Source organism: Kineosporia succinea, assembly GCF_030811555.1.
Classification (GTDB): Bacteria; Actinomycetota; Actinomycetes; order Actinomycetales; family Kineosporiaceae; genus Kineosporia; species Kineosporia succinea.
The window spans coordinates 4559748-4583191 of the sequence record NZ_JAUSQZ010000001.1; the positions used below are offsets into that span (position 1 = coordinate 4559748).

23 protein-coding genes are annotated in these 23444 nt (G+C 70.6%); 13 read left to right on the forward strand and 10 right to left on the reverse strand.

What is annotated here, in order from left to right; all coding sequences use genetic code 11:
* Positions 1 to 20: 20 nt before the first annotated feature.
* The 3 genes from J2S57_RS19835 to J2S57_RS19845 form a co-directional block, all read right to left on the reverse strand.
* Positions 21 to 875 (reverse strand): adenosylcobinamide-GDP ribazoletransferase, encoded by an 855-nt coding sequence (locus J2S57_RS19835; protein ID WP_307245170.1) that lies wholly within the window; start codon positions 873 to 875, stop codon positions 21 to 23.
* Entirely contained in the window at positions 875 to 1960 is a 1086-nt protein-coding gene (locus J2S57_RS19840; RefSeq protein ID WP_307245172.1) for a nicotinate-nucleotide--dimethylbenzimidazole phosphoribosyltransferase, read from the reverse strand. Before J2S57_RS19840 ends, J2S57_RS19835 begins: the two co-directional genes overlap by 1 nt.
* Positions 1961 to 2262: 302 nt before the next feature.
* Positions 2263 to 3924: a bifunctional adenosylcobinamide kinase/adenosylcobinamide-phosphate guanylyltransferase gene (locus J2S57_RS19845; protein WP_307245174.1), complete on the reverse strand. Its 1662-nt coding sequence runs from the start codon at positions 3922 to 3924 to the stop codon at positions 2263 to 2265.
* A 109-nt stretch (positions 3925 to 4033) separates the two neighbouring features.
* On the opposite strand from J2S57_RS19845, the gene J2S57_RS19850 reads away from it, so the two are divergent.
* A complete protein-coding gene (locus J2S57_RS19850) occupies positions 4034 to 4246 on the forward strand; it encodes a hypothetical protein (protein WP_307245177.1) in 213 nt (70 codons plus the stop codon).
* Positions 4247 to 4313: 67 nt separating this feature from the next.
* Here the strand turns inward: J2S57_RS19850 and J2S57_RS19855 are convergent, their stop codons facing one another.
* Entirely contained in the window at positions 4314 to 5339 is a 1026-nt protein-coding gene (locus tag J2S57_RS19855; protein ID WP_307245179.1) for an aldo/keto reductase family protein, read from the reverse strand.
* 37 nt (positions 5340 to 5376) lie between these two features.
* Positions 5377 to 6000: a DUF3043 domain-containing protein gene (locus tag J2S57_RS19860; protein ID WP_307245181.1), complete on the reverse strand. Its 624-nt coding sequence runs from the start codon at positions 5998 to 6000 to the stop codon at positions 5377 to 5379.
* Between the two features lie 492 nt (positions 6001 to 6492).
* Between J2S57_RS19860 and J2S57_RS19865 the strand changes: the two genes are divergently transcribed.
* Together J2S57_RS19865 and J2S57_RS19870 are read left to right on the forward strand one after the other, a co-directional pair.
* Entirely contained in the window at positions 6493 to 7116 is a 624-nt protein-coding gene (locus J2S57_RS19865; RefSeq protein ID WP_307245183.1) for a TetR/AcrR family transcriptional regulator, read from the forward strand.
* A 169-nt stretch (positions 7117 to 7285) separates the two neighbouring features.
* Positions 7286 to 8659, forward strand: coding sequence for a dipeptidase (locus J2S57_RS19870; protein ID WP_307245186.1), 1374 nt, complete (start codon positions 7286 to 7288; stop codon positions 8657 to 8659).
* A gap of 102 nt (positions 8660 to 8761) precedes the next feature.
* Here the strand turns inward: J2S57_RS19870 and nadA are convergent, their stop codons facing one another.
* The gene (gene nadA / locus J2S57_RS19875; protein WP_307245188.1) at positions 8762 to 10006 is read right to left on the reverse strand and encodes a quinolinate synthase NadA; all 1245 of its coding nucleotides are present in this window, start codon (positions 10004 to 10006) and stop codon (positions 8762 to 8764) included.
* 30 nt (positions 10007 to 10036) lie between these two features.
* Between nadA and J2S57_RS19880 the strand changes: the two genes are divergently transcribed.
* The 4 genes from J2S57_RS19880 (at position 10037) to aat (ending at position 13471) form a co-directional block, all read left to right on the forward strand.
* Positions 10037 to 11173, forward strand: coding sequence for a glycerate kinase (locus J2S57_RS19880; protein ID WP_307245190.1), 1137 nt, complete (start codon positions 10037 to 10039; stop codon positions 11171 to 11173).
* Positions 11174 to 11314: 141 nt separating this feature from the next.
* The gene (gene erpA / locus J2S57_RS19885) at positions 11315 to 11680 is read left to right on the forward strand and encodes an iron-sulfur cluster insertion protein ErpA (protein ID WP_307245191.1); all 366 of its coding nucleotides are present in this window, start codon (positions 11315 to 11317) and stop codon (positions 11678 to 11680) included.
* Between the two features lie 92 nt (positions 11681 to 11772).
* On the forward strand, positions 11773 to 12756 hold the full coding sequence (locus tag J2S57_RS19890) for a carbohydrate kinase family protein (protein WP_307245193.1): 984 nt from the start codon (positions 11773 to 11775) through the stop codon (positions 12754 to 12756).
* A 4-nt stretch (positions 12757 to 12760) separates the two neighbouring features.
* Positions 12761 to 13471, forward strand: a complete 711-nt coding sequence (gene aat / locus J2S57_RS19895) for a leucyl/phenylalanyl-tRNA--protein transferase (protein ID WP_307245195.1) — start codon at positions 12761 to 12763, stop codon at positions 13469 to 13471.
* Between the two features lie 8 nt (positions 13472 to 13479).
* Here aat and J2S57_RS19900 read toward each other — a convergent pair whose 3' ends face one another.
* The gene (locus tag J2S57_RS19900; RefSeq protein ID WP_307245197.1) at positions 13480 to 13713 is read right to left on the reverse strand and encodes a sulfurtransferase TusA family protein; all 234 of its coding nucleotides are present in this window, start codon (positions 13711 to 13713) and stop codon (positions 13480 to 13482) included.
* 11 nt (positions 13714 to 13724) lie between these two features.
* Positions 13725 to 14822, reverse strand: a complete 1098-nt coding sequence (locus J2S57_RS19905) for a cysteine desulfurase family protein (RefSeq protein WP_370882489.1) — start codon at positions 14820 to 14822, stop codon at positions 13725 to 13727.
* A 281-nt stretch (positions 14823 to 15103) separates the two neighbouring features.
* Here J2S57_RS19905 and ctaC point away from each other — a divergent pair, with 281 nt between their 5' ends.
* The 4 genes from ctaC (at position 15104) to J2S57_RS19925 (ending at position 19672) form a co-directional block, all read left to right on the forward strand.
* Positions 15104 to 16021, forward strand: coding sequence for an aa3-type cytochrome oxidase subunit II (gene ctaC, locus J2S57_RS19910; protein ID WP_442358350.1), 918 nt, complete (start codon positions 15104 to 15106; stop codon positions 16019 to 16021).
* Positions 16021 to 17805 carry an aa3-type cytochrome oxidase subunit I gene (gene ctaD / locus J2S57_RS19915; RefSeq protein WP_307245203.1) on the forward strand — a complete coding sequence of 595 codons (1785 nt, stop codon included), beginning with the start codon at positions 16021 to 16023 and terminating at the stop codon, positions 17803 to 17805. Before ctaC ends, ctaD begins: the two co-directional genes overlap by 1 nt.
* Positions 17802 to 18203 (forward strand): cytochrome c oxidase subunit 4, encoded by a 402-nt coding sequence (locus J2S57_RS19920; protein ID WP_307245205.1) that lies wholly within the window; start codon positions 17802 to 17804, stop codon positions 18201 to 18203. Before ctaD ends, J2S57_RS19920 begins: the two co-directional genes overlap by 4 nt.
* Before the next feature lie 251 nt (positions 18204 to 18454).
* A complete protein-coding gene (locus tag J2S57_RS19925) occupies positions 18455 to 19672 on the forward strand; it encodes a L,D-transpeptidase (RefSeq protein WP_307245207.1) in 1218 nt (405 codons plus the stop codon).
* A gap of 65 nt (positions 19673 to 19737) precedes the next feature.
* On the opposite strand, the gene trpD is transcribed toward J2S57_RS19925, so the two are convergent.
* Complete coding sequence (trpD, locus tag J2S57_RS19930; protein WP_307245209.1) at positions 19738 to 20769, reverse strand: anthranilate phosphoribosyltransferase; 1032 nt, start codon at positions 20767 to 20769, stop codon at positions 19738 to 19740.
* A 7-nt stretch (positions 20770 to 20776) separates the two neighbouring features.
* Entirely contained in the window at positions 20777 to 21157 is a 381-nt protein-coding gene (locus J2S57_RS19935; protein WP_370882683.1) for a response regulator transcription factor, read from the reverse strand.
* A gap of 748 nt (positions 21158 to 21905) precedes the next feature.
* Between J2S57_RS19935 and ctaE the strand changes: the two genes are divergently transcribed.
* Both ctaE and qcrC read left to right on the forward strand, forming a co-directional pair.
* Complete coding sequence (ctaE, locus tag J2S57_RS19940; RefSeq protein WP_370882490.1) at positions 21906 to 22583, forward strand: aa3-type cytochrome oxidase subunit III; 678 nt, start codon at positions 21906 to 21908, stop codon at positions 22581 to 22583.
* Between the two features lie 69 nt (positions 22584 to 22652).
* Positions 22653 to 23441, forward strand: coding sequence for a cytochrome bc1 complex diheme cytochrome c subunit (gene qcrC / locus J2S57_RS19945; protein WP_307245215.1), 789 nt, complete (start codon positions 22653 to 22655; stop codon positions 23439 to 23441).
* Positions 23442 to 23444 lie beyond the last annotated feature (3 nt).

The following is a 23444-nucleotide window of genomic DNA, read 5'->3' on the forward strand; positions in this document are numbered from 1 at the left end:
GCCCCGGGCCGAGGTGCGTCTCAGGACGCGGCGATCAGGGCGAGCAGGGTCACGGCCGCGCCGATCTCGACGCCCGCCCCGATGATGTCGCCGGTGATCCCGCCCAGCCGACGGGTCGCCCGCTGCACGAGGACCTCGGTGGCGACGACGGTGGCGGCGACCGCGACCGGCCCGGCGTACCAGGCCAGTCCGGCGGCGCGTCCGGCGACCGCGGTGAACAGGGCGGCCGCCACCACCGACGAGACCAGCAGCGGCGTCGCGACCGATCCGGCGACGAGCGCGCCGAGTCCTTCGGGCCGGGCCGGGCGCACGCCCGAGCGGCAGATCACCGGGATCGCGATCCGGGCCGTCACCGTCACCGTGACCACCACGAAGGCGGCGGCCAGGTCGCCGAGCCAGCCGTCCTCGGTGTCCAGCCGGGCCGTCACGAGCACCTGATTCAGGGCCGTGACCTGCAGCATCAGCACGATGACGACCATCACCACGCCGGCCGGCCCGCTGTCGCCGCGACGCATGACGTCCAGTGCCTTGGCCCGGTCGTAGCTGGCGGTGAATCCGTCGGCGGTGTCGGCCAGCCCGTCGAGGTGCAGGGCCCGGGTGCCCAGCGCGAACACCGCCACCACGAGCACCGAGACCACGAGCGAGGTGACGCCCAGCCGGATCGCGGCGAACGCGATCACCCACCCGGCCAGGCCGGGCACGATCCCGGCCAGCGGCGCGAGCGCCATGGCCCGGCCGGGCACCGGGGGTGCCACGGTGGTGGGCGCGGGCACCGGGAAGGCGGTCAGGGTGCCGAACGCCAGTCTCAGGGCGTCGATGGTGGACGACGGGGGTGGCGTCCCGTTGTCTGTCGGGTCGGGCGTCGGGTCGGGCATCAGCGGGGCTCGGTGAGGCCGTGCGGTCGGTCGTCGGCTCCGGGCGTCGCGTCGTCGGAGGACTGGGCCTGCGCGGGGTCCGTGTCGTGGGCCGTGTCGTGGGCCTGGTCGTGGGTCTGGTCGTGGGTCTGGTTGCCGGGCTCGCCGTGGGGCTGGTCGGAAACGCCGTCGTGGGTCTCGGCCCCGGGCTCGTCGATCTCGGCGGCGGTCGGTTCCGGGGTGTCCTCGGCGTCGCCGCGCTCGTCGGCGCGAAGAATGGCGGTCTCGAGCAGTTGCAGGGTGAAGCGGGCGCCGGTGCCGTCGCCGTCGTCGAGGCCCAGGTCGGTGACGGCGGTCAGGCGCAGTTCCTCGAGCATGCGGCGGGTGATCGCGGCCCGGCCAGAGTCGGCGGCGAGCCACCAGCTGCGCGAGGCCGGGGCCAGGCGGGCGGCGAGCAGGGCGCAGGTGGTGGCGACCGGACCGTCGATGATCGTCGGCGTACGCCGCGCCGCGGCCTGCAGCAGCAGACCGGTGCCGGCCAGCAGTTCGCGGTGGTCGAGGAGGTGCAGCAGGCGGTAGGGGTCTTTCCGGTTGCCGCGCACCACCTTCAGGCCGTCGCGGATGCGGGCGACCCGCTCGATCCAGGCGCGGTCGCTGACACCGGGCGTGGGCCAGCCCATCGCCTCGACGGCGTCCAGCCCGAGCACCTGCGCCGCCGCGACCTGCCAGGCCACGTCGTCGTCGGTGACCGGGATGCTGAGCAGGATCAGGTCGGTGCCGTCGTCGACCGCGTCGTCGGCGGTGGCCACGCCCCAGTCGAGGGCGTCGGCCGCTTCACCGCGCGGGGCGGTGAAGCGGTGCAGCACCACCTGCGAGCGCACCGGCCCGGCGACCCCGGCGTGCGGGAGCCAGAAGTGCTCGACGCGCTGCGGCAGCTGCCGGGCCCCGCCGTCGGTGGACAGCCCGGCCCACCACCGGGCCAGCTCGTCGAGCCGGTCGCCGCCGGGGGTCGGTACACCTCCACGGGGCCGGGCACGCATGCCGCCCGAGGATCCGTCCGGCGTGGTGACGAGGGCCGCGATCCGGCCGAGTTGTTCCTCCTGCACGGCGCCCATCATGACGGCCGCCCGGGCACAACGCCGCACGGGGCCACGCGATCTGCCTCTCCGGTCACCGGAGTGGTCACGAGAAGGGGCGGTGAGCGGTCCGGTGGAACCCTCGCCGGCCGGATGCGGACGCCTCGCGGCAGCATGTGCCGAGCCGTTGACGGACCCATGGCCGGACCCATGGCCGGACCCATGGCCGGACCGGTTGCCGGGTCCTTGGCCGGACCGGTTGCCGGGTCCTTGGCCGGACCGGTTGCCGGGTCCTTGGCCGGACCGGTTGACGGACCCATGGCCGGACCGGATCAGGCGTCCGTGCGCAGGAGACGGCCGGCGACGATCACGTGCACCTCCTCGCTGGCGTCGGCGAGCCGGGCGTTGAGACGGCCCAGCTGGTCGCGGAACAACCGCCCGGACTCGGTCGACGGCACGATCGACCATCCCACCTCGTCGGACACCGCCACCAGCGGCGCCCGGCGCTCGCGCCAGGCGGACAGGAGGGCGCCGATCTCGGCGTCGAGGGCGTCTTTCCAACCGGGCCGGTCGTCCCAGGCGCCGCAGCGGTCGAGCACACCGCTGAGCCAGGTGCCGACCGAGTCGAGGAGGATCGCCCGGCCGTCGGACGCCAGTGGTTGCGTGACGTCGATCGTCTCCAGCGTGCCCCACCAGTCGGGACGCCGCTGCTGGTGCTTGAGCACCCGCGCGGCCCACTCGTCGTCCTCGGGATGCTCGGTGGGACCGGGCTCGTCCGCGCCGGACTCCTCGTCGTCCGCGACCGGTTTCGGGCCGGTGGCCAGGTAGACCACCTCGGGCGCGGCGGACAGCATCTGCTCGGCGAACGCCGACTTCCCCGACCCGGACCCACCCAGCACCAGCACCCGCCCGACGCGCGGCGCCGGTGACGGCCCCGGTCCTGGTGACGGCTCCAGCCCGGGTGACGGCTCCAGCCCGGGTGACGGCTCCGGTCCTGGCGACAACTCGCCGAGAACCGTTCCGGCCCGCGCCAGCTCAGCCCCCCAGACCGGGAGGCAGGCCTCGAGCCGGGCCGGATGCGTCTCCCGGTGGCCGAGCCCGACGAGCAGAGCACGAGTGTGCTCACCCACCAGCCGCCGTGCGCGGAGCCGGGCGAGTGACCGGGCACAGGCGACCGAGGGCATCTCACCGGCGTCGGGTGGCGTGGCGTTCGAGGGCCCGAGAATCACGGTGTGCAGGGGGTTCCCGGATCGAGCGGTGTCGAGGGCATCGAGGATGCGGTCGTCGAGGTCACCGGCCTGGGGCGCCCAGAGAACCCCGTTCCCGGAAGAACCCGCGGCCTCGATCAGCAGGACCCCACCACCGAGTGACCGGAAGCGCGTCTCACCGATCCGGCGCTCCACACCGTCCGGAACCGGCTCCGCCTGGCCTCCGTCGTCAGCGGCGCTGAGTGCGCCAGCGACCGGGTCGTCGGCACCGGCATCTCCGACGCCGTCGGCAGCGCTCGGCCCCACGGCCGCACCGGACTCGTGGGCCGAACCGGACTCGTGGGCCGCACCGGACTTACGAGCCACGTCGGACTCGTGGGCCGCGCCGGACTCCTGGGGTGCGCCCGAGTCGCGGAGCGCGCCGGACCCGGCACTCGCGGCCGACCGGGCACTCGCGGCCGACCGGGCACTCGCGGCCGACCGGGCACTCGCGGCCGACCGGGCACTCGCGGCCGACCGGGCACTCGCGGCCGACCGGGCACTCGCGGCCGACCGGGCACTCGCGGCCGACCCAGCGCTCGCGGCCGACCCAGCGCTCGCGGCCGACCCAGCGCTCGCGGCCGACGCGACCGACGCGTCCACCATCACCGCCCAGCCACCCGACGACTCGAGCCGCGCCGGCCCGACCCGTATCCCGTGCCGCCGCGCCCGTGAGCACACGGCGCACGGGCACCCCGCCACCGGGAACCCCTCGGCCGGACCGGTGGCGCTGAGCGTCAGCCGCATGATCGCCTCTTCATCGTCGGAACGGGTTCAACGGGACGAGCCGCGAGCCGGGACAGAACGGACCACGGATTCTGCTGGCCGGGCGGACGGATTCACGTACCGTAGGGACGTGAATTCCTGGACCTGGCAGTACGAGGCAGCGGACGGCTCGGCCATGACCGGTTCCGAGCTCCCACGCACCGGATTTCCCAATCAGGCCGACGCCGAGAGCTGGGTCGGGGAGAGCTGGCACGACCTCCTCGCCGCCGGGGTGGAACAGGTGAGCCTGTTCAACGCCGGCGACAAGGTCTACGGCCCGATGAGCCTGCGCCCCCTGGCCTGAACCGGGGCCGGACCGGGCCTGAACCGGGGCCGGACCGGGCCTGAACCCGATTCCGGGGCCCGGTTCGTCAGACGCGCGGCTGCACCGGCGGACGGCCCTTCGGCGCCCGCCGGCTGGTCCACGTGACGTCACGGTTCACGGCGTCGCCGAGCACCTCGTCGATGCGGGCCAGCAGCTCCGGCTCGAGCTTCACCCCGACCGCGGCGACGTTCTCCTTGACCTGCTCGGGCCGCGAGGCGCCGATGATGGCCGCGGCCACGTTCGGGTTCTGCAGCACCCACGCCACACCCAGCTGCGCCTGCGTCAGCCCGGCCTCGGCCGCGAGCGGCGCCAGGCCCTGCACCCGTTCCAGCACCTCGTCTTTCATCCAGCGGGAGATGAAGTCGGCGCCGCCGTTGGTGTCGGTGGCGCGGGAGCCGGCGGGCGGGGCCTGACCGGGCCGGTACTTGCCGGTGAGGATGCCCTGCGCCAGCGGGGAGAACACGATCTGGCTCACGCCCAGGTCGCGGCTGGTGGGCACGACCTCTCCCTCGATGACCCGCCAGAGCATCGAGTACTCGGGCTGGTTCGAGATCAGGTGGATGCCCAGGTCGTCGGCGAGCACCCGGCCGGCCCGGATCTGGTCGGCCGTCCACTCGCTCACGCCGATGTACAGCGCCTTGCCCGAACGCACCACGTCGGCGAACGCGAGCATGGTCTCTTCGAGCGGGGTCTCGGCGTCGAAGCGGTGCGCCTGGTAGAGGTCGACGTAGTCGGTCTTCAGGCGCCGCAGCGAGCCGTTGATCGACTCCATGATGTGCTTGCGCGACAGCCCGGCGTCGTTCGCGCCCTTCGGGCCGGTGGCCCAGTAGACCTTGGTGAAGATCTCCAGGCTCTCGCGGCGCTCGGACGCCAGCGCCTCGCCCAGCACGACCTCGGCCGCGGTGTTCGCGTAGGTGTCGGCGGTGTCGAACGAGGTGATGCCGACGTCGAGGGCCGCCCGCACGCACTGGGTGGCCACGTCGTTCTCCACCTGGGAGCCGTGGGTGATCCAGTTGCCGTAGGTCAGCTCACTGATTTTCAGGCCGCTGCGGCCGAGGTACCGATACTCCATGCCGGGGAGCTTATTGGGCACCCCCGACAAACTCGCGTCAGGAGGGGAACTCGCCCCGGTTCACCAGCGGGCGCGGCATCCGGCCCCGGCGGAACTGCAGCGCCCGCATCATGCCGTAGGTGCCTGCCCCGGCCGCGCCGGAACCGCTGCGGCCCTCGAACTTGGCGTCGACCTTCTTCTGGATGCGCTTGCGCAGCAGGTACGAGTCGACGGCCACGACCAGCACGAAGCCGTAGAGCACGACCAGCGAGACCAGACGCAGCGCGGGCACGTTGACCATGCCCATCACCAGTGAGATCAGCGCGACCGGCAGGAAGTACTCGCCGATGTTGCGCCGCGCGTCGATGTAGTCGCGGACGTAACGCCGGGCCGGGCCCTTGTCGCGGGCCGGCAGGAAGCGCTCGTCGCCACGGTTCATGCCCTCGCGCGCCTTGACGCGCTCCTCGCGGGCGGCGGCGCGGCGGGCCTCCTTGGCGGCCTTGCGCTCTTCCTTGGTGGCGCCCTTGGGAGCGGGCGGCGCACCGATCAGCGGGCGCTTGTTCCGCGCCTCCGACTCCCGGCGGGTGGGCGTGGGGCGTCCCTTGCCCCCCACCTTGACGGCCTGATCGGCCTGGGGCTCCTGGGGAGCGGCGGTCGATGCGGCCTTGTCACGTCCGAACACGGCATCAGAGTAACCGGCCCGGACCCCTGCTGTGCCCGTCCGCAGGTCACGAACCCGCCCGGACCCTCCCCGAAGGGGCGCGAAGGTGTCTCCGGGCGGCCCGAAACGGCAACGGAGCGGAATCGGACGGGAACCGGCTGTGCGAAGAAGCGGACAAGGGCACCCCGGACGTGGGAGCGTTGTCCTGCGGTCATCGTGCTTCCGCAGCCCGCCGGGCGGGTCGGCAGCGATGGTGCAGGATGACCGTCCGCGGGGACATACGCACGGGGTGGCAACGGAACGGCGCGTGGAGGGACCGCGTCGTCACCGGGCCGGGTCACCGCGGAAGTACACGAGTCACGCGTGACACGGCGTTGCACAACGGGGAAGCACGTCTCGAACGTGATCGATGGGACAGCTCCCGGGCCCGAACCATTCGGTGATCCGGCTCGTTGGAATACACGGTGTCGCGCACTGTCCGTATTCGAGCAACAACAGCATTGGGGGGTCGAGATGCCGGTCATCCAGCGGCGTGCCCAGGACACCCGCTCTGCGCTGCTCCACGCGGCTCGGCAGGTTTTCGCCGACGTGGGTTACAGCGACGCGAGCGTTGCCGAGGTGGTGTCGCGGGCCGGGTCCAGCGTGGGCAGCATGTACCACCACTTCGGTGGTAAGGCCGATCTGTACACCGCGCTCTACGACGGTTTCCAGACCAGGCAGGACGCCCGTGCCGACGGCGCGGTGCGCGAGGCCATGGCCGAGGGCGAGTGGGATCCGGTACGCCTCATGGCCGCCGGTTCCCGGGCGTTCCTCCAGGGAGCCTGGGCCGAGCGGGATCTCGCCCGGTTGTTCCTCACCGGCGACGGCCCGCCCGGGTTCGACGAGGTGCTGCGGGCCGGCTTCACCGGCTGGGCACAGCGCAGCGGGGCCAGCCTGAGGTCGTCCGACGGCCGACCGTTCAACCAGGCCCACCTGCTCGTCATCGGCTCGGTCATCGCGGCCGGGGCCCGGGAGGTCACCAACCAGCCCGACTCGCTCGCTGCGGCGGCCTTCACCGAAGACGTCGTGGGCATGCTCGACCGGCTCTGCGAGCCGTCCGGGCACCGTGAGCGGGACCTGGCCGAGCAGCCAGGCTGATCCGGGTCCGCCGGGCGTCCGGCGGGCAGTGACAACGGGGTCGTCACGGTCGCCACCTGAGGCCGGGGCGAAAGCATTTCAGGGGTTCACGCCCGATCGGGAGTGAGCCGCAGCACGGCGCAGCGACGGTGTATCGCGCCACACCGTCGCTGCTGGATAGTTTCGGGGGATGAGCCACGAGCCGTTTTCCCCCGATGTCGAATCCCTCCGTACCCGTCTCGCCGCACTGATGCCCGCTGTCCGGGCCGACCTGGAACGGCTCGTCCGGATCCCGAGCGTCTCCGCCGACGCGTTCGACCAGTCCACGCTGGAGACCAGCGCGAGCACGGTCGAGCAGCTGCTGCGTGACGCAGGCATCGACGACGTCGAGATCCTGCGGGTCGAGGGCGGCCGTCCGGCCGTGGTCGGCCGCCGTCCCGGGCCCGCCGGTGCCCCGACCGTCATGCTCTACGCCCACCACGACGTGCAGCCCCCGGGGGCCGAAGACGCCTGGGAGACATCCGCGTTCGAGCCCACCGAACGTGACGGCCGGCTCTACGCCCGAGGTGCCGCCGACGACAAGGCCGGGATCATGGCCCACGTCGCCGCGCTGCGTCTGCTCGGTGACGAGCTGGGCGTCGGCGTCGTGCTCTTCATCGAGGGCGAGGAGGAGATCGGCTCGCCGACCTTCACCGCGTTCCTCGAGACCTACCGCGAGCGCCTGGCCGCCGACGTGATCGTGGTGGCGGACTCGCTGAACCCGAAGGTCGGCACGCCCGGCCTGACCACGACGCTGCGGGGCCTCGTCGACGGCACGATCACCGTGCGGACCCTGAAGCACGCCGTGCACTCGGGGGTCTTCGGCGGTGCGGCGCCCGACGCCATGCTGGCCACGATCCGCCTGCTCGACTCGTTCTGGACCGCCGACGGCGCGGTGGCCGTCGAGGGCCTGACGGCGAGCGAGAGCGACGCGGCCGACTACCCCGAAGCCGATTTCCGTTCGGACGCCGGGGTTCTGGACGGCGTGGAGCTGATCGGCGGCGGCACGATCAACTCGCGGATCTGGACCCGTCCGGCGATGAGCGTCATCGGCATCGACGCGCCCGCGGTGGCGCAGTCGTCGAACACGCTGATCCCCGAGGTCCGGGTGAAGTTCTCGGTGCGTATCGCACCCGGGCAGGACCCGACCGCGGCGCTCGACGCGATCCGCGAGCACGCCCTCAAGAACGCGCCGTTCGGTGCGCAGGTCGAGGTGACCGAGGGGGAGAAGGGGCAGTCGTTCCGGGCCGACGTCGAGGGCCCGGTCTACGACGCCGCCCGCTGGGCGCTGGAGAAGTCCTGGGGCACGCCGTCGGTGGCCATCGGCATCGGCGGGTCGATCCCGTTCGTCGCCGATCTCAAGCAGACCTACCCGAACGCCAGCGTGCTGATCACCGGCGTCGAAGACCCCGACTCACGCGCTCACGGTGCCAACGAGTCGCTGCACCTGGCCGAGTTCGAGAAGGCCTGCCTGGCCGAGGCGCTGCTGCTGGCGGCGCTGGCCGAGCAGAACCGCGACAAGTAAGGACGCGTGAACTCACCGATCACGGTCGGTGGCACGAACGAGGGGGCCGGGTCGCGACAAGCGATCCGGCCCCCTCTCCGTTCAGATCCGTTCGAATCCCGTTCAGATCCCGGGCAGGGCCAGCATCTGGTCGAGCCCGACCCGCGCCCAGTGCGCCACCTCGGGGTCGACGACGATGCGGTTGACGGACCGCCCGGCCGCCAGCGACTCCAGCGTCCAGACCAGGTGCGGCAGGTCGATGCGGTTCATCGTCGAGCAGAAGCAGACCGTGCGGTCGAGGTAGGTGATGTTGAGCTCGGGGTGGGTGCGGGCCAGGCGCCGCACCAGGTTGAGCTCGGTGCCGATCGCCCACGAGCTGCCGGCCGGGGCCGCCTCGATGGTGCGGATGATGTGCTCGGTCGAGCCGACCTGGTCGGCCTGCGACACCACCTCGTGCTTGCACTCCGGGTGCACGAGAACCTGCACACCGGGTACGCGCTCGCGCACCGACGTCACGTTGTCGGCGGAGAACCGGCCGTGCACCGAGCAGTGCCCGCGCCAGAGGATCATCCGCGCGTCCTTCAGCTGCTGGACCGTCAGCCCTCCCATCGGCTTGTGCGGGTCGTAGACCACGCAGTCGTCGAGCGAGAAGCCCATCTGCGAGACCGCGGTGTTGCGGCCCAGGTGCTGGTCGGGCAGGAACAGGATCTTGCCGCGGCCCTCCGGGCGGCGACCGAAGGCCCAGGTCAGCGCCACCCGCGCGTTCGAGGAGGTGCAGACCGTGCCGCCGTGACGGCCGGTGAACGCCTTGATCGCGGCGGAGGAGTTCATGTACGTGACCGGGATGACGTCCTCGGCCACGCCGGCCTCGACCAGCGTGTCCCAGCACTCCTCGACCTGCGCGATCGCGGCCATGTCGGCCATCGAGCAGCCCGCGGCCAGGTCGGGGAGCACGACCTGCTGGTGCGAGGCGGTGAGGATGTCCGCGCTCTCGGCCATGAAGTGCACGCCGCAGAACACGATGTACTCGGCGTCCGGCCGGTTCGCCGCGTCGCGCGCGAGCTTGAACGAGTCGCCCATGACGTCGGCGAAGTCGATCACCTCGTCGCGCTGGTAGTGGTGCCCGAGCACGAAGGCGTTGCTGCCGAGCGCCTGCCGGGCCGCGTGCGCACGGGCCACCAGGTCCGGGTCGGACGGGGAGGGCAGGTCGCCGGGGCACTCGACACCGCGCTCGCTGCCCAGGTCCTGTGCACGACCGAGGAGGAGCAGCGCGGCGGGGGTGGAGGCCGGTTCGGCGAACGAGGGGGCGCCCAGAGGGAGTGACGCCGGTGCGAGCGAGTCGACCGGTCCATCGGTCCTCGTAGTCATTCGAACATCATCCCATGACATGATTTTCGCGTGCGTGTGGTCATCGCCCCGGACAGCTTCTCCGGCACCCTCACGGCCCCCGCGGCCGCGCAGGCTCTCGCGGCGGGCTGGCAACGCCATGCACCCGCCGATGACCTGGACCTTTGTCCACTCTCCGACGGCGGGCAGGGCTTCGTCGACGCGATTTCCGCGGCCAACGACGGACGCCTGGTGCCGGTCGAGGTGACCGGTCCGTACGGTTCCCCGCTGCTCGCCGTGCTTTTCGTCACAGAAGGTGAAGGCGGACAACTCACCGCATATCTGGAGTCGGCCCAGGCCTGCGCACCGCAGCCGGGGCAGGATCCGACCACGGCCACGAGTACCGGTCTGGGTGAACTGATCGCCGCCGCGCTCGAGACCGGTGCGACGAGGATCGTGGTCGGCGTCGGGGGAGTGGGCACCAACGACGGCGGCGCCGGGATGCTCGCCGGTCTGGCCGCCGCGCTGGACATCCCCGGGAAGCTGCCCCGCCACCCCGGTGAGATGCGGGGCATCGCCGCCGCCGACGTCCCCCAGTACAACGACCTGCGCGAACGCCTGAAGGACGTGGAGCTGGTGGCCGCCACCGACTCCGACGTGGTGCTGCTCGGTTTCAAGGGCGTCAGCGCCCTGCACGCGGCCGCGAAGGGGGCGACCCCGCAGCAGGCGCAGGACCTCGACCTGGCCATGGCCGACTTCGCCCGGGCCGCCGTCGACGCCACCGGCCAGCCGCAGAAGCTGGTCGCCCTGGCCGGTTCCGGCGCCGGCGGGGGCATCGGGTTCGGCCTGCTGCTGCTCGGTGCGACCCGGGAGATCGGTGCGTCGCTGGTCACCGACGTGGTCCGGCTGCCCGAGCGGCTCAGGGCGGCGGACGTGGTGGTCACCGGCGAGGGCAACCTGGACTGGGACTCGCTACGGGGCACGGTCATCACGGCCGTGGCCCACGTCGCCCAGAACCTGGCCGTGCCCACGGTCGCCGTGGCCGGGCAGGTGCAGGTGGGACGTCGCGAGCTGCTGTCGGTCGGCGTCGAGTCGGCCTACCCGGTCGCCCGCACGCCGCAGGAGGTGCAGGCCTCGCTGGCCGACCCGGCCGGGCGCCTGGCCGACCGCGCGGAGCGGGTGGCCCGCACCTGGTCGCCCCGGAGGTGACGTATTCTCGGGAGATCGGGAATTACCGGGGCGGTGTCGTCGCTGAACGCATCTGCAGACGTGGCGCTCACGCCGACAACGGCATGGGCGCATCCGGATGAACCGGCCGACCTGACCGTTCAACGAGCAGGAGAACTACCCATGACCGTCAACGAGACCGAGCAGAGCACCGACACCAAGACCCACGGTGTGCTGCTCACCGACGTTGCCGCCGGCAAGGTGAAGAGCCTGCTGGAGCAGGAGGGCCGCGACGACCTGCGCCTGCGCATCGCCGTCCAGCCCGGCGGCTGCTCCGGTCTGGTCTACCAGCTCTACTTCGACGAGCGTTCGCTCGACGGTGACCTGGTGCGCGACTTCGACGGCGTGCAGGTCGTCGTCGACCGCATGAGCTCCCCGTACCTCGAGGGCGCGAGCATCGACTTCGCCGACACGATCGAGAAGCAGGGTTTCACCATCGACAACCCGAACGCCGGCAGCAGCTGCGCCTGCGGTGACAGCTTCAGCTGATCCGCACCTGATCCCCCACGAGACCGGTCGTCCGCACTGCGGGCGGCCGGTCCCGTGTTTTGACCGCATCCACCCGGGTAGGGTGACTGGTCGTGCGTATCGCGGTTACCGGGTCCATTGCGACCGACCACCTGATGACCTTCGACGGCCGGTTCGCCGACAGCCTCCTGAAGGAGCAGCTGGAGAAGGTGTCCCTGTCGTTCCTCGTGGGCGACCTGCAGATCCGGCGCGGAGGCGTCGGCTGCAACATCGCCTTCGGGCTCGGCAATCTCGGCCTGCGCCCGCTGCTGGTCGGGTCCGCCGGTGAGGACTTCGCCGACTACCGCTCGTGGCTCGAGCGTCACCACGTCGACTGCTCGGGGGTGCGGATCTCGCAGACCCAGCACACCGCCCGGTTCGTCTGCACCACCGACGCCGAGCAGGCCCAGATCGCCTCGTTCTACCCGGGGGCGATGTCCGAGGCCAACCAGATCGAGCTCGCCCCGCTGGGCGCGCAGAGCCCCATCGACCTGGTCGTGATCAGCCCGAACGACCCGGAGGCGATGCTGCGCCACACCGAGGAGTGCCGCAGCCGGGGCATCCCGTTCGCGGCCGACCCCTCGCAGCAGCTGGCCTGGGCCGACGGCCCGCTCATCCGCCAGTACGTCGACGGGGCCACCTACCTCTTCAGCAACGACTACGAGGCCGGCCTGATCGAGTCCAAGACCGGGTGGAGCGCGGCCGAGATCCTCGCCAAGGTCGGCATGCGCGTCACGACCCACGGTGAGAAGGGCGTCTTCATCGAGGTCGAGGGCGCCGAGACGGTGCACGTGCCGATCGTCCCGGCGACCAAGCTCGCCGACCCGACCGGCATCGGCGACGCGTTCCGTTCCGGTTTCCTGGCCGGCATCGCCTGGGGCCTGACCCCCGAGCGCAGCGCCCAGGTCGGGGCCACCCTCGCCACCCTGGTGCTCGAGACCGTCGGCCCGCAGGAGTACAACCTGTCCCGCGCCGCCTTCCTCGAGCGTTTCACCGGCGTCTACGGTGCGAGCGCGGCGGCCGAGATCGAACCGCACCTGGTCACGTTCCGGCCGTAGCCCGATGAGCGCCCAGCCCGTGGAACCCGTCGAACCGGTGGCCAGCCGGTACGCCTTCGACCTGTCGGTGGCCGTGCCCGGGGAGGACCTGATCGGGGTCGGTGCCGACCTGGAGCCGGGCACGCTGCTGTCCGGCTACCGGTCGGCGGTGTTCCCGATGGGCCTGGGCCGGCACGGCCGCGGGCCGATCGGCTGGTGGTCGCCCGACCCGCGGGGCGTGCTGCCGCTGTCCGGGCTCAAGGTCAGCCGCTCGCTGCGCAAGGCCGTGAACACCTTCGAGATCCGGGTGGACTCGGCGTTCGAGGAGGTCGTGGCCGGCTGCGCCGACGTGCGCCGGCCCGGCCGCTGGATCACGCCGCGCATCGCCGAGGCCTACCGCCGTCTGCACGACCTGGGCTGGGCCCACTCGGTGGAGTGCTGGCGCGACGGCCGGCTCGCGGGAGGCCTGTACGGCGTGGCGATCGGCGGGCTCTTCGCGGGGGAGTCGATGTTCCACCGCGAGACCGACGCCTCGAAGGTCGCCCTGGTCGGCCTGGTGCGCCTGCTCACCCAGGACGGCGGGGACGACGCCGACCGGCGGCTGCTCGACGTGCAGTGGCGCACCGACCACCTCGGCAGTCTGGGCGTGGTCGAGATCCCGCGCGAGGACTACCGCGCCCGGCTGGAACAGGCGCTCCTCCTGCCGCGACCCGCCGTGTTCGACACCCTGCCCTGAGCAGGATCTCAGACCCGCACCGAGCTCCTCAGGAACGCGCCGGTCTCGTCCGCCGTCCACTCCTGGTCCACCAGCTCCGCCGACCGCATCCGGCACCAGGCGGCGATGTCCGGCTCGGCCGCCGCGTCGGTGCTCAGCACCACGACCACCGTGCCCGGGGCCGCGACCCGAGCGGCCCCGGCCAGCCGGATCACCGGCAGAGGGCACCGCAGACCGCGTGCGTCCACCACCACGTCCACCATCGCGAAACCCCTCACAGGCCGTCGGCGCCGAGCATCGCCCGCACGCGCGCGACCGCGCCGGGGAGAACGGCGCAGAACCCTTCCACGGCCTGGCGGGTCACGTCCACCGGCAGCCCGACCCGGACGTTCCCGTGCGTCAGCACCCCCATCGCCGCCAGCACGTGACTGGGCTCCAGCGTCGAGGCGGTGCAGGCCGATCCCGACCCGACCGCGTACCCGTGCCGGTCCAGGTCGTCGACGATCGCCTCCCCGTCCACGTACAGGCAGGAGAAGGTGACCAGGTGCGGCAGCCTCCCGTCGGGATCGCCCACCACCTGGGTGTCGGGAATCGTGGCGGCCACCGCCCGGATCCGCCCCGTCAGCTCCCGTCGCCACGAGTCCGTCTCCGCGCGAGCGGCCGACAGCGAGCGCAGCACCACCGCCGCCGCGAGCGCCGAGGGCACCGACACCGTGCCCGGCACCTTCTCGGTTCCGTCGTCGGCGGGGGAGGGGGACACCCAGCGGGTGTTCGCCCGGATCCCCAGCACACCCAGCCCGGCCGGGGCACCCCACGCCCGGGGGTCGGCCGTCAGCAGGTCCCAGCCCGCCGGCACCGGAGCGTGCCCGGCGCTCGCGGCCGCGTCGACGAGGAGTGGCACGGACGACGCGCGGGTCGCCTCCGAGACCCCGGTCACCGGCTGGAGCGTGCCCACCTCACCGTTGGCGCTCTGCAGGCAGGCGAGGGCGACGCCCTCGGTGCCCACCGCATCCGCGAACGCCTCCTGGTCGACACGCCCGGCCTCCGAGACTTCGATGAGAAATGGATCACCCCCGAACCGGGCGGCGTGCAGCACGGACGAGTGCTCCACGGCCGAGGCGACCACCCGCGTCCCCACCCGCCGGCGGGCCCGCAACGTGCCCAGCACCGCCGCGTGCACGGCCTCGGTGTGGGAGCCGGTGAAGACGATCTCCTCGGTGCGGGCGCCCAGGTCGGCGGCGATCGACTCCCGGGCCCCCTCGAGCAGCAGCCGTGCGGCGCGCCCCTCCCGGTGCAGGCGGCGGGGGTCGGCCCAGCCCTCGTCCACGGCCGCCCGCCAGGCCTGCAGCCCCGACGGGTGAACGGGGGCCACCGACGAGGCGTCCAGGTACGCACGATGCGTCCCTGCTCCGGACGGGTGAGGATGTGCGGGTGCCCCATCGGGTCCCGCAGGTGGGCCGGAAGTCATCCCGGCAGTGTCTCTCGTCTCTGGTGCGCCACGCCGATAACCAAGCCGGACCCATCGCAGGTGCCGTCACAGGCACCCGCTACCCTGCTCACGAACGAGAAATCGGGAGCATGAAACATTCAGTAAAAGCACTCGGTGTGGAGGCTGTGACCCCGCACCGGGACGAGACCGTGGGAAGGCCGCCGTTGCGTTCGCACGAGGGGTTGGCGCGTCGGCGCGCCCGTGCAGTTGCCGTGGGTTTGGCCGGCACTGCCCTACTGACTTTGTCCGGCTGCACCGACCAGGTGCAGCGTGGCTGGATGCCCAGCACGAAGGACACGACGAATCAGACCGGCAAGATCATGGACCTGTGGGTCGGGTCCTGGATCGCCGCCCTGATCGTGGGTGTCATCGTCTGGGGTCTGACGATCTGGTGCATGATCGTCTACCGGCGCCGTAAGGGCGAGACCGGTTTTCCGGCCCAGATCCGCTACCACCTGCCGCTCGAGGTGATGTACACCGTCGTCCCCGTGATGATGGTGGCCGTCCTCTTCGGGCACACGGCCAACATCCAGTCCGAGCTGCTGTCCACCAAGACCAAGCCCGACGTCACCATCGGCGTCGTCGGCAAGCAGTGGTCGTGGGACTTCAACTACAAGGACTCCGACGTCTACGAGACCGGCGTCATGGGTCAGCTCGACGGCCAGGAGGGCGCGGAGGCCGAGCTTCCGACGCTGTACCTGCCCGTCAACAAGCTGGTCCAGTTCGATCTGACCGCTCGTGACGTCATCCACTCGTTCTGGGTGCCCGCGTTCCTCATGAAGATGGACACGGTGCCCGGCATCGAGAACAACTTCCAGGTGCGGCCGCAGCGCGAGGGCACGTTCAAGGGCAAGTGCGCCGAGCTGTGCGGTGAGTACCACTCCGAGATGCTGTTCAACGTCAAGGTCGTGAGCCAGGCCGAGTACGACCAGCACATGGCCGACCTCGAGGCGAAGGGCAACACCGGCCAGCTCGGTGAAGACCTGAACCGCAGCGAGATGGCGCCCTCGGACTCGAACGCCGAAGAAGCCGGCAACAGCAACGCGCAGGGCGCTTCGAAGACGACCGCAGGGGTGAAGTAATGACAGCAGCCTTCGAGGCGTCGGACGCGGGCTACATCGCCCGTCCGGTGCCGCTGAAAAAGGGGCTCAACGCCGTCAAGTGGCTGACGAGCACCGACCACAAGGTGATCGGCAACCTCTACCTCGTCACCTCGTTCATCTTCTTCCTGCTGGGCGGCCTGATGGCCGTGCTGATCCGCCTCGAGCTCTGGGAGCCCGGGATGCAGATCGCCAGCAGCAAGGAGCAGTACAACCAGCTGTTCACCATGCACGGCACGGTGATGCTGCTGATGTTCGCGACGCCGCTGTTCGCCGGTTTCGCCAACGCGATCATGCCGCTGCAGATCGGCGCGCCCGACGTGGCGTTCCCGCGGCTGAACATGCTGTCGTACTGGCTGTACCTGTTCGGCAGCCTGATCGCGGTGGCCGGCTTCCTCACCCCGCAGGGTGCGGCCTCGTTCGGCTGGTTCGCCTACGCGCCGCTGTCGAACGCGGTCTACTCGCCCGGTCTGGGCGGTGACCTCTGGGTCTTCGGCCTGGCGATGAGCGGTCTGGGCACCATCCTCGGTGCGGTCAACTTCATCACCACGATCATCTGCATGCGCGCACCCGGCATGACGATGTTCCGGATGGGCCTGTTCACCTGGAACATCCTGATCACCTCGATCCTGGTGATCATGGCCTTCCCGCCGCTGGCCGCCGCGCTGCTGGCGCTGGGTGCCGACCGGCGCTTCGGGGCGCAGGTGTTCGAGCCCGAGAACGGTGGCGCCATCCTCTGGCAGCACCTGTTCTGGTTCTTCGGCCACCCCGAGGTCTACATCATCGCGCTGCCGTTCTTCGGCATCGTGAGCGAGGTCCTGCCGGTCTTCAGCCGCAAGCCGATCTTCGGTTACAAGACGCTGGTCTTCGCGACCATCACCATCGCCGCGCTGTCGGTGTCGGTGTGGGCCCACCACATGTACGTCACGGGTCAGGTCGCGCTGCCGTTCTTCGCCTTCATGACGATGCTGATCGCGGTCCCGACCGGCGTGAAGTTCTTCAACTGGGTCGGCACCCTCTGGGGCGGGTCGATCACCTTCGAGACGCCGATGGTCTTCTCCATCGGCTTCCTGGTGACCTTCCTCTTCGGTGGCCTCACCGGCGTCATCCTGAGCTCCCCGCCGCTGGACTTCCAGCTGTCCGACTCCTACTTCGTGGTGGCGCACTTCCACTACGTGGTGTTCGGCACCGTGGTGTTCGCGATGTACGCGGGCTTCTACTACTGGTGGCCCAAGCTCACCGGCAAGATGCTCGACGACCGTCTCGGCCAGGTGCACTTCTGGATGACGTTCATCGGCTTCCACAGCACCTTCCTCATCCAGCACTGGCTGGGTGTCGAGGGCATGCCCCGCCGGTACGCCGACTACCTCCCGGAAGACGGCTTCCAGCTGTACAACCAGATCTCCACGGTCGGTTCGGTCATCCTGGCCCTGTCGGTGGTCCCGTTCGCGTGGAACATCTACAAGACGGCCAAGCACGCCCCCGACATCACGGTCGACGACCCCTGGGGTTACGCCGGCACGCTGGAGTGGGCCACGTCCTGCCCGCCGCCGCGGCACAACTTCAACTCGCTGCCGCGTATCCGGTCCGAGCGCCCCGCGTTCGACCTGCACCACCCCGAGATCGCGGCTGCCGACCACCCCACGCCGAACAAGGGCCTGCTCACGCAGATCTACGGCGAGGGTGACGTGCACGAGCGGGGTCCGGGCCTGAACGGCGACGACGAGCCGGGCAACAACGCCGGCAACCAGGGGGTGCAGAAGTGAAGATCGAGAAGTGGATTTTCATCGGCGGCACGCCGTTCTTCCTGGCCTTCGCCATCGCCTACGGCCTGGTGACCGGCTGGGACGAGCCGGTCGGCATCGCCTGCCTGTTCCTCACGGCCGGCCTGTCGATCATGATCGGTGGCTACCTGGCCTACACGGCCAAGCACATCGACGCCCGTCCCGAGGACAACCCCTACGGCGAGATCGCCGAGGGGGCCGGTGAGCTCGGCGAGTTCGCTCCGCACTCGTGGTGGCCGCTGGCCGCCGCGGCCAGCGCCGCGATCGTGTTCGCGGGCATGGCGATCGGCTTCTGGCTGGTCGCCATCGGAGCGGTCCTGCTGTGCATCGGCCTGGTCGGCTGGGTCTACGAGTTCTACCGGGGTGAGCACGCTCACTGAGCTGCCACCTCGCCTGCGGCGCCCACCTCCTCCCGTTCGGGAGGGCGTGGGCGCCGCGTGCGTTTGCCCCTGCACTGGTCGGCCCGGGGGACAATTCCTGAGAATGCTTGACGAATCCCTAATGATTCGGGTGAGTCTCATGAGGTACCGATAGACTTCCTTTAGCGCAACATTGCAACCGAAGCACCGATGGACGCGTCTTAGAACTGTTGGAACGCAGTCGGAACCTCTTCAGTCAGGTGGGTAGCGAAGTGAGCAGTCGTGCCGTCGTCCGGGGCCGGTCCCGCAGGGTGGGAGCGTTCGCCGCTGCCCTCGCGGCCGTGATCGCCCTGGCCGGATGCAATTCCGACGACTCCGGCACGGCCGGGTCGGGCGGCTCCGGGTCGCAGGAGACGCAGGTCGCGGCCGCGCCCGCCGAGATCACGATCACGCCCGACGACGGCACGAAGAAGGTCAAGACCGCGAAGAAGGTCAAGGTCGCGGTGGCCGAGGGCACCATCTCGGACGTGCGGGTGGCCTCGGCCACCGGTTCCAAGATCAAGGGCAGCCTTAACGCTGACAAGACCGAGTGGACCAGCAAGACCAAGCTGAAGGCCGCCACCGGCTACACGGTCGCCGTCACCGCCGCCAACACCGACGGGGTCGCCGCCGAGAAGTCCGCGTCGTTCTCCACGATCGTCCCCGACGGCCAGGTCACCGCATACACGGTGCCGGGCAACGGCTGGACCGTGGGCGTCGGCATGCCGATCGTGGTGCACCTGTCGAAGGCGGTCAGCGAGAGCAAGCGCGACGCCGTGGTCGACGCGCTGAAGGTCGACACCGGTGACGACAAGATCGAGGGCGCCTGGGCCTGGATCGACTCGCAGCAGGTCTGGTACCGCCCGAAGGACTACTGGCCCACCGGCACCAAGGTGAAGGTCACGGCCGACCTGACCGGCGTCGAGGTGCAGAACGGCGTCTGGGGCAAGAAGCAGAAGACCCAGTCGAAGTTCAGCATCGGCTCCGAGATGATCAGCACCGTCGACGTCGCCAAGCACACCATGACCGTGCGCAAGGACGGCAAGGTCATCAAGACCATCCCGGTCACCACCGGCAAGGCGTCGATGGCCACGCGCAACGGCATCAAGGTGATCATGAGCCGCGAGACCGTGCACACCATGCGCTCCTCCACGGTCGGCATCCCCGAGGACAGCGAAGACGGCTACAACATCGACGCCAAGTTCGCGATGCGCCTGACCAACAGCGGTGAGTTCATCCACGCCGCGGACTGGTCGACGGGGTCGCAGGGCCGGGCCAACGTCAGCCACGGCTGCACCGGTATGAGCGACGCGAACGCCAAGTGGCTGTTCGACCGGTCCAAGGTGGGTGACGTGGTGGTCTACAAGAACAGCACGCGCGAGATGGAGAAGATCAACGGCTACTCGATGTGGAACACGTCGTGGTCGGGGTGGCAGAAGTTCGACGCCTGAGTCTCCAGCCGCACCATGAGGGACGCCCCGGTCAGGTGACCGGGGCGTCCCTCATTTTTGGTGGTTCAGGCGTTGGTAGCGGCGACCCAGCGCTCGAGAACACCCGCTGCGGCGCCGCTGTCGATCGATTCGGCGGCCTTCTGCACACCCTCGCTGATCTGCTTGACCAGATCCCCTTCGGAGGCGCTGGAGGCCGCCAGAGCGGCCCCCGCGTTCAGCAGCACGGCGTCGCGCACCGGCCCGGTCTTCCCGGCCAGCAGGTCACGCACCACCTGGGCGTTGTGCCGGGCGTCGCCGCCGCGCAGGTCGTCGAGCGTGGCGCGCGGCAGACCGAGGTCGGCCGGGTCGAACAGCGACTCGGTGACCGTGCCGCCGCTGACCTGCCAGATCCGCGAGGGGCCGGTGGTGGACAGCTCGTCGAGGCCGTCCTCCCCACGGAAGACGAGCGCCTCGTCGCCCCGGTCGGCCAGGACGCCGGCCATGATCGGGGCCATCCGCAGGTTCGCGCAGCCGATCGCCGAGGCGGCCGGACGCGCCGGGTTGGTGAGCGGGCCGAGGAAGTTGAACGCCGTCGGCACCTTGAGCTCGGCCCGGGTCGGGCCGGCGAACCGCAGCGCCGGGTGGAACTTCATCGCGAACAGGAAGGTGATGCCCACCTCGTCGGCCACCGCCGGCACCCGCTCGGGCGGCAGGTCGAGCCGCAGGCCCAGGGCCTCCAGCACGTCGGCGGCCCCGGAAGACGAGGACGCGGCCCGGTTGCCGTGCTTGATCACCCGCACGCCCGTCCCGGCCGCCACCAGTGACGACATGGTCGAGATGTTGACCGTCTTGTGCATGTCGCCACCGGTGCCGACGATGTCGACGGCGGGGCCGGCGATCTCGATCGGCACCGCGTGGCGCAGCATCACCTCGACCAGCCCACCCAGCTCCTGAACCGTCTCACCCTTGGCCCGCAGGGCGACCAGGAAGGCGGCCAGCTGTACCGGGTTCGAGCGGTCGGTCATGACCTGTTCCATCGCCCACTCGGCCTCGTCGCGGGAGAGGTCCTGCCCGTTGACGAGCGTGGTGATCAGGTACGGCCAGCTGATGGTGGGCATGCGTCGGTCAGCCTCTACGTCGACGGGCGAGGACGGTGATCGCCTCGGCCAGGGCACGGGGGTCAAGGGGATGCGGCACCGCGGCGTCGGCCCGCGACCAGGTCGCCAGCCAGGCGTCCTGCGGGCGGCCGGTGAGCACGAGCACCGGCGGGCACTCGAAGATCTCGTCCTTGAGCTGACGGCACATCCCCATGCCGCCGGCCGGGGCCGCCTCACCGTCGAGGACCAGCACGTCGAACGCACCGGAGTCGACGGCCGAGATCACGGCCGCCGGCGTGGCGCACTCCTGCCACTGCACCGGCGGGAGGTCGGAGGCCAGGCGCTTGCCGATCGCCGTGCGCACCTTGCCCCGGGTCTGGGCGTCGTGGCTGTAGACCAGCAGCGAGATGGGCCGGGGGCCGGCGACGGGGGCGTCGCCGGAGAGCCGGGCGTCCTCGTGGTCGGGGGCCTTCGGGGTCGTGGTGTGGCCCAGCGGCCCGTCGGACTGGTGCTGGGCCTGGGCAACGGCTCCGGGCCGGGTCGAGGTCGTCGTCATCGATCGTCTCCTGGATCGTCCGCATCGTCGGCAGCGGGAGGTTCGCCTGGCCCGTCCACACCCGGGGTCGGGGGAGGAGTGGCACACGATCTGACCCTTGGCGAGTGCCTGCGTGTCGCTCGTGATCGTACCGAAGCGGAGGATCCACGCGTCACCGGCCGTCGAGGTCCCGTGACCTGGGTCCCGTGACCCGGGGCCCTGGTCCCGGGTCCCTTGTCCCGGGTCCCTTGTCCCGGGTCCCTTGTCCCGGGTCCCTTGTCCCGGGTCCCGAAGCGCCCGGCGGGCCCGACACGCCGGGCGAGGGAAATTTCACGTACAGAGGTGCCGAATGTCTCGGCGTGTCGGCGGAAATTGCCCTCCGAACGTGGGGTGGGGGCAACAGGAAGGCGTCAAGGGCGCCGAAGAACCCTGACGTGACGTCCCCAGACGAGCAGCTCCGTGCGATGGCTGCGGCTCAATTCCACGAAGCCCGCGAATTAGGGAACGTAGAGCTTGCGAAACCCCGTTCCACCTGCGGGAAGCTCGCTCAGGACACGGTTAGGACACGGCGCGGACCACACAAGTGCCCCCCGCCCTTCATCCGGATCGACGTGAGGCCATAATGACGCCCGTGGCATCCGTAGCGGCAGTAGACGGCCCGGCTGGGCCGAACGTTCATGCGACTCTCAACCGACCCAACATGGTTCAGGTCGGCACGATCGTTTGGCTCAGCAGTGAGCTGATGTTCTTCGCGGGTCTCTTCGCGATGTACTTCACGATCCGTGCCGTGCAGCCCGACCTGTGGGCGGTGGAGCCGCTCAAGCTCGACATCCCCTTCTCCACGGTCAACACGATCAACCTGGTGCTGAGCTCCGTGTGGTGCCAGATGGGCGTGTTCGCCGCCGAGCGCTTCCAGCCCGGTGCCCTCGGCACCTGGTGGGCGCCCTGGACGCGGGAGCACGGCTTCCGCAACTGGGGCATGCGCGAGTGGTACCTGCTGACGTACGTCGCGGGCGCGATCTTCATCTGTGGCCAGGTGTACGAGTACACCCACCTGATCGGCGAGGGCCTGACCCTCAGCAGCTCGGGGTACGGATCGGTGTTCTACCTGACCACCGGCTTCCACGGCCTTCACGTCACGGGCGGGCTCATCGCCTTCCTGCTGATCATCGGCCGCAGTTTCGCGGCCAAGCGGTTCGGGCACGCCGAGGCCACCAGCGCGATCGTCACGTCGTACTACTGGCACTTCGTCGACGTGGTCTGGATCGGTCTCTTCTTCGTCATCTACGTCATCAAGTGAGCCACCGGTGACTGAGAAATCGCTGGGCGTCCCGCCCGTACGCACCCCGGAACGTAGGAGTTTCACATCGTGAGCGCACTCGCTGCCCGGCGGCGGCACCCGTTGGCCACGGCACTCATCGTGCTGCTCGGCCTGCTCGTGACGGGCGTGGCCTATGCCGCCGTCATGCCCAGCACGGCGGATGCGTCGACCAGCTCGGCCTCGGCCGACGACCTGGAGCAGGGCAAGAAGCTGTTCCTGGCCAACTGCTCCACCTGTCACGGCATCGACGCCGAGGGCCGTAACGAGGCTCCCTCGCTGATCGGTGTCGGCGCGGCCGCCGTCGACTTCCAGGTCGGCACCGGCCGGATGCCGCTGGCCGCCTCGGGCCCGCAGGCCCCCGAGGCCCCGGTGCGCCTGAACGACGAGCAGACCGCCCAGCTGTCCGCCTACGTGGCGAGCCTGGGCGCCGGCCCGTCCATCCCGACCGACGACATGATCGACCCCGCCGAGGGCGACGCGTCCAAGGGCGCCATGATCTTCCGCACCAACTGCGCCATGTGCCACAACTCGGCCGGCGCCGGCGGTGCGCTGACGAAGGGCAAGTTCGCCCCGAGTCTCGACGACGTCAGTTACAAGCACATTTACGAGGCCATGGTCAGTGGCCCGCAGTCGATGCCGGTCTTCCCGGACACCACCATCTCCCCGGAGGAGAAGCAGGACGTCATCGCCTACCTCGCGACGATCCGGGAGACCCCGAACCCGGGTGGTCTCTCCCTCGGCCGGCTCGGACCGGTCTCCGAGGGTCTCGTCGCCTGGATCGTCGGCCTGACGGTGCTGCTCGGCTTCGCCGTGTGGCTGGGGGCCAAGTCCTCGTGAGCA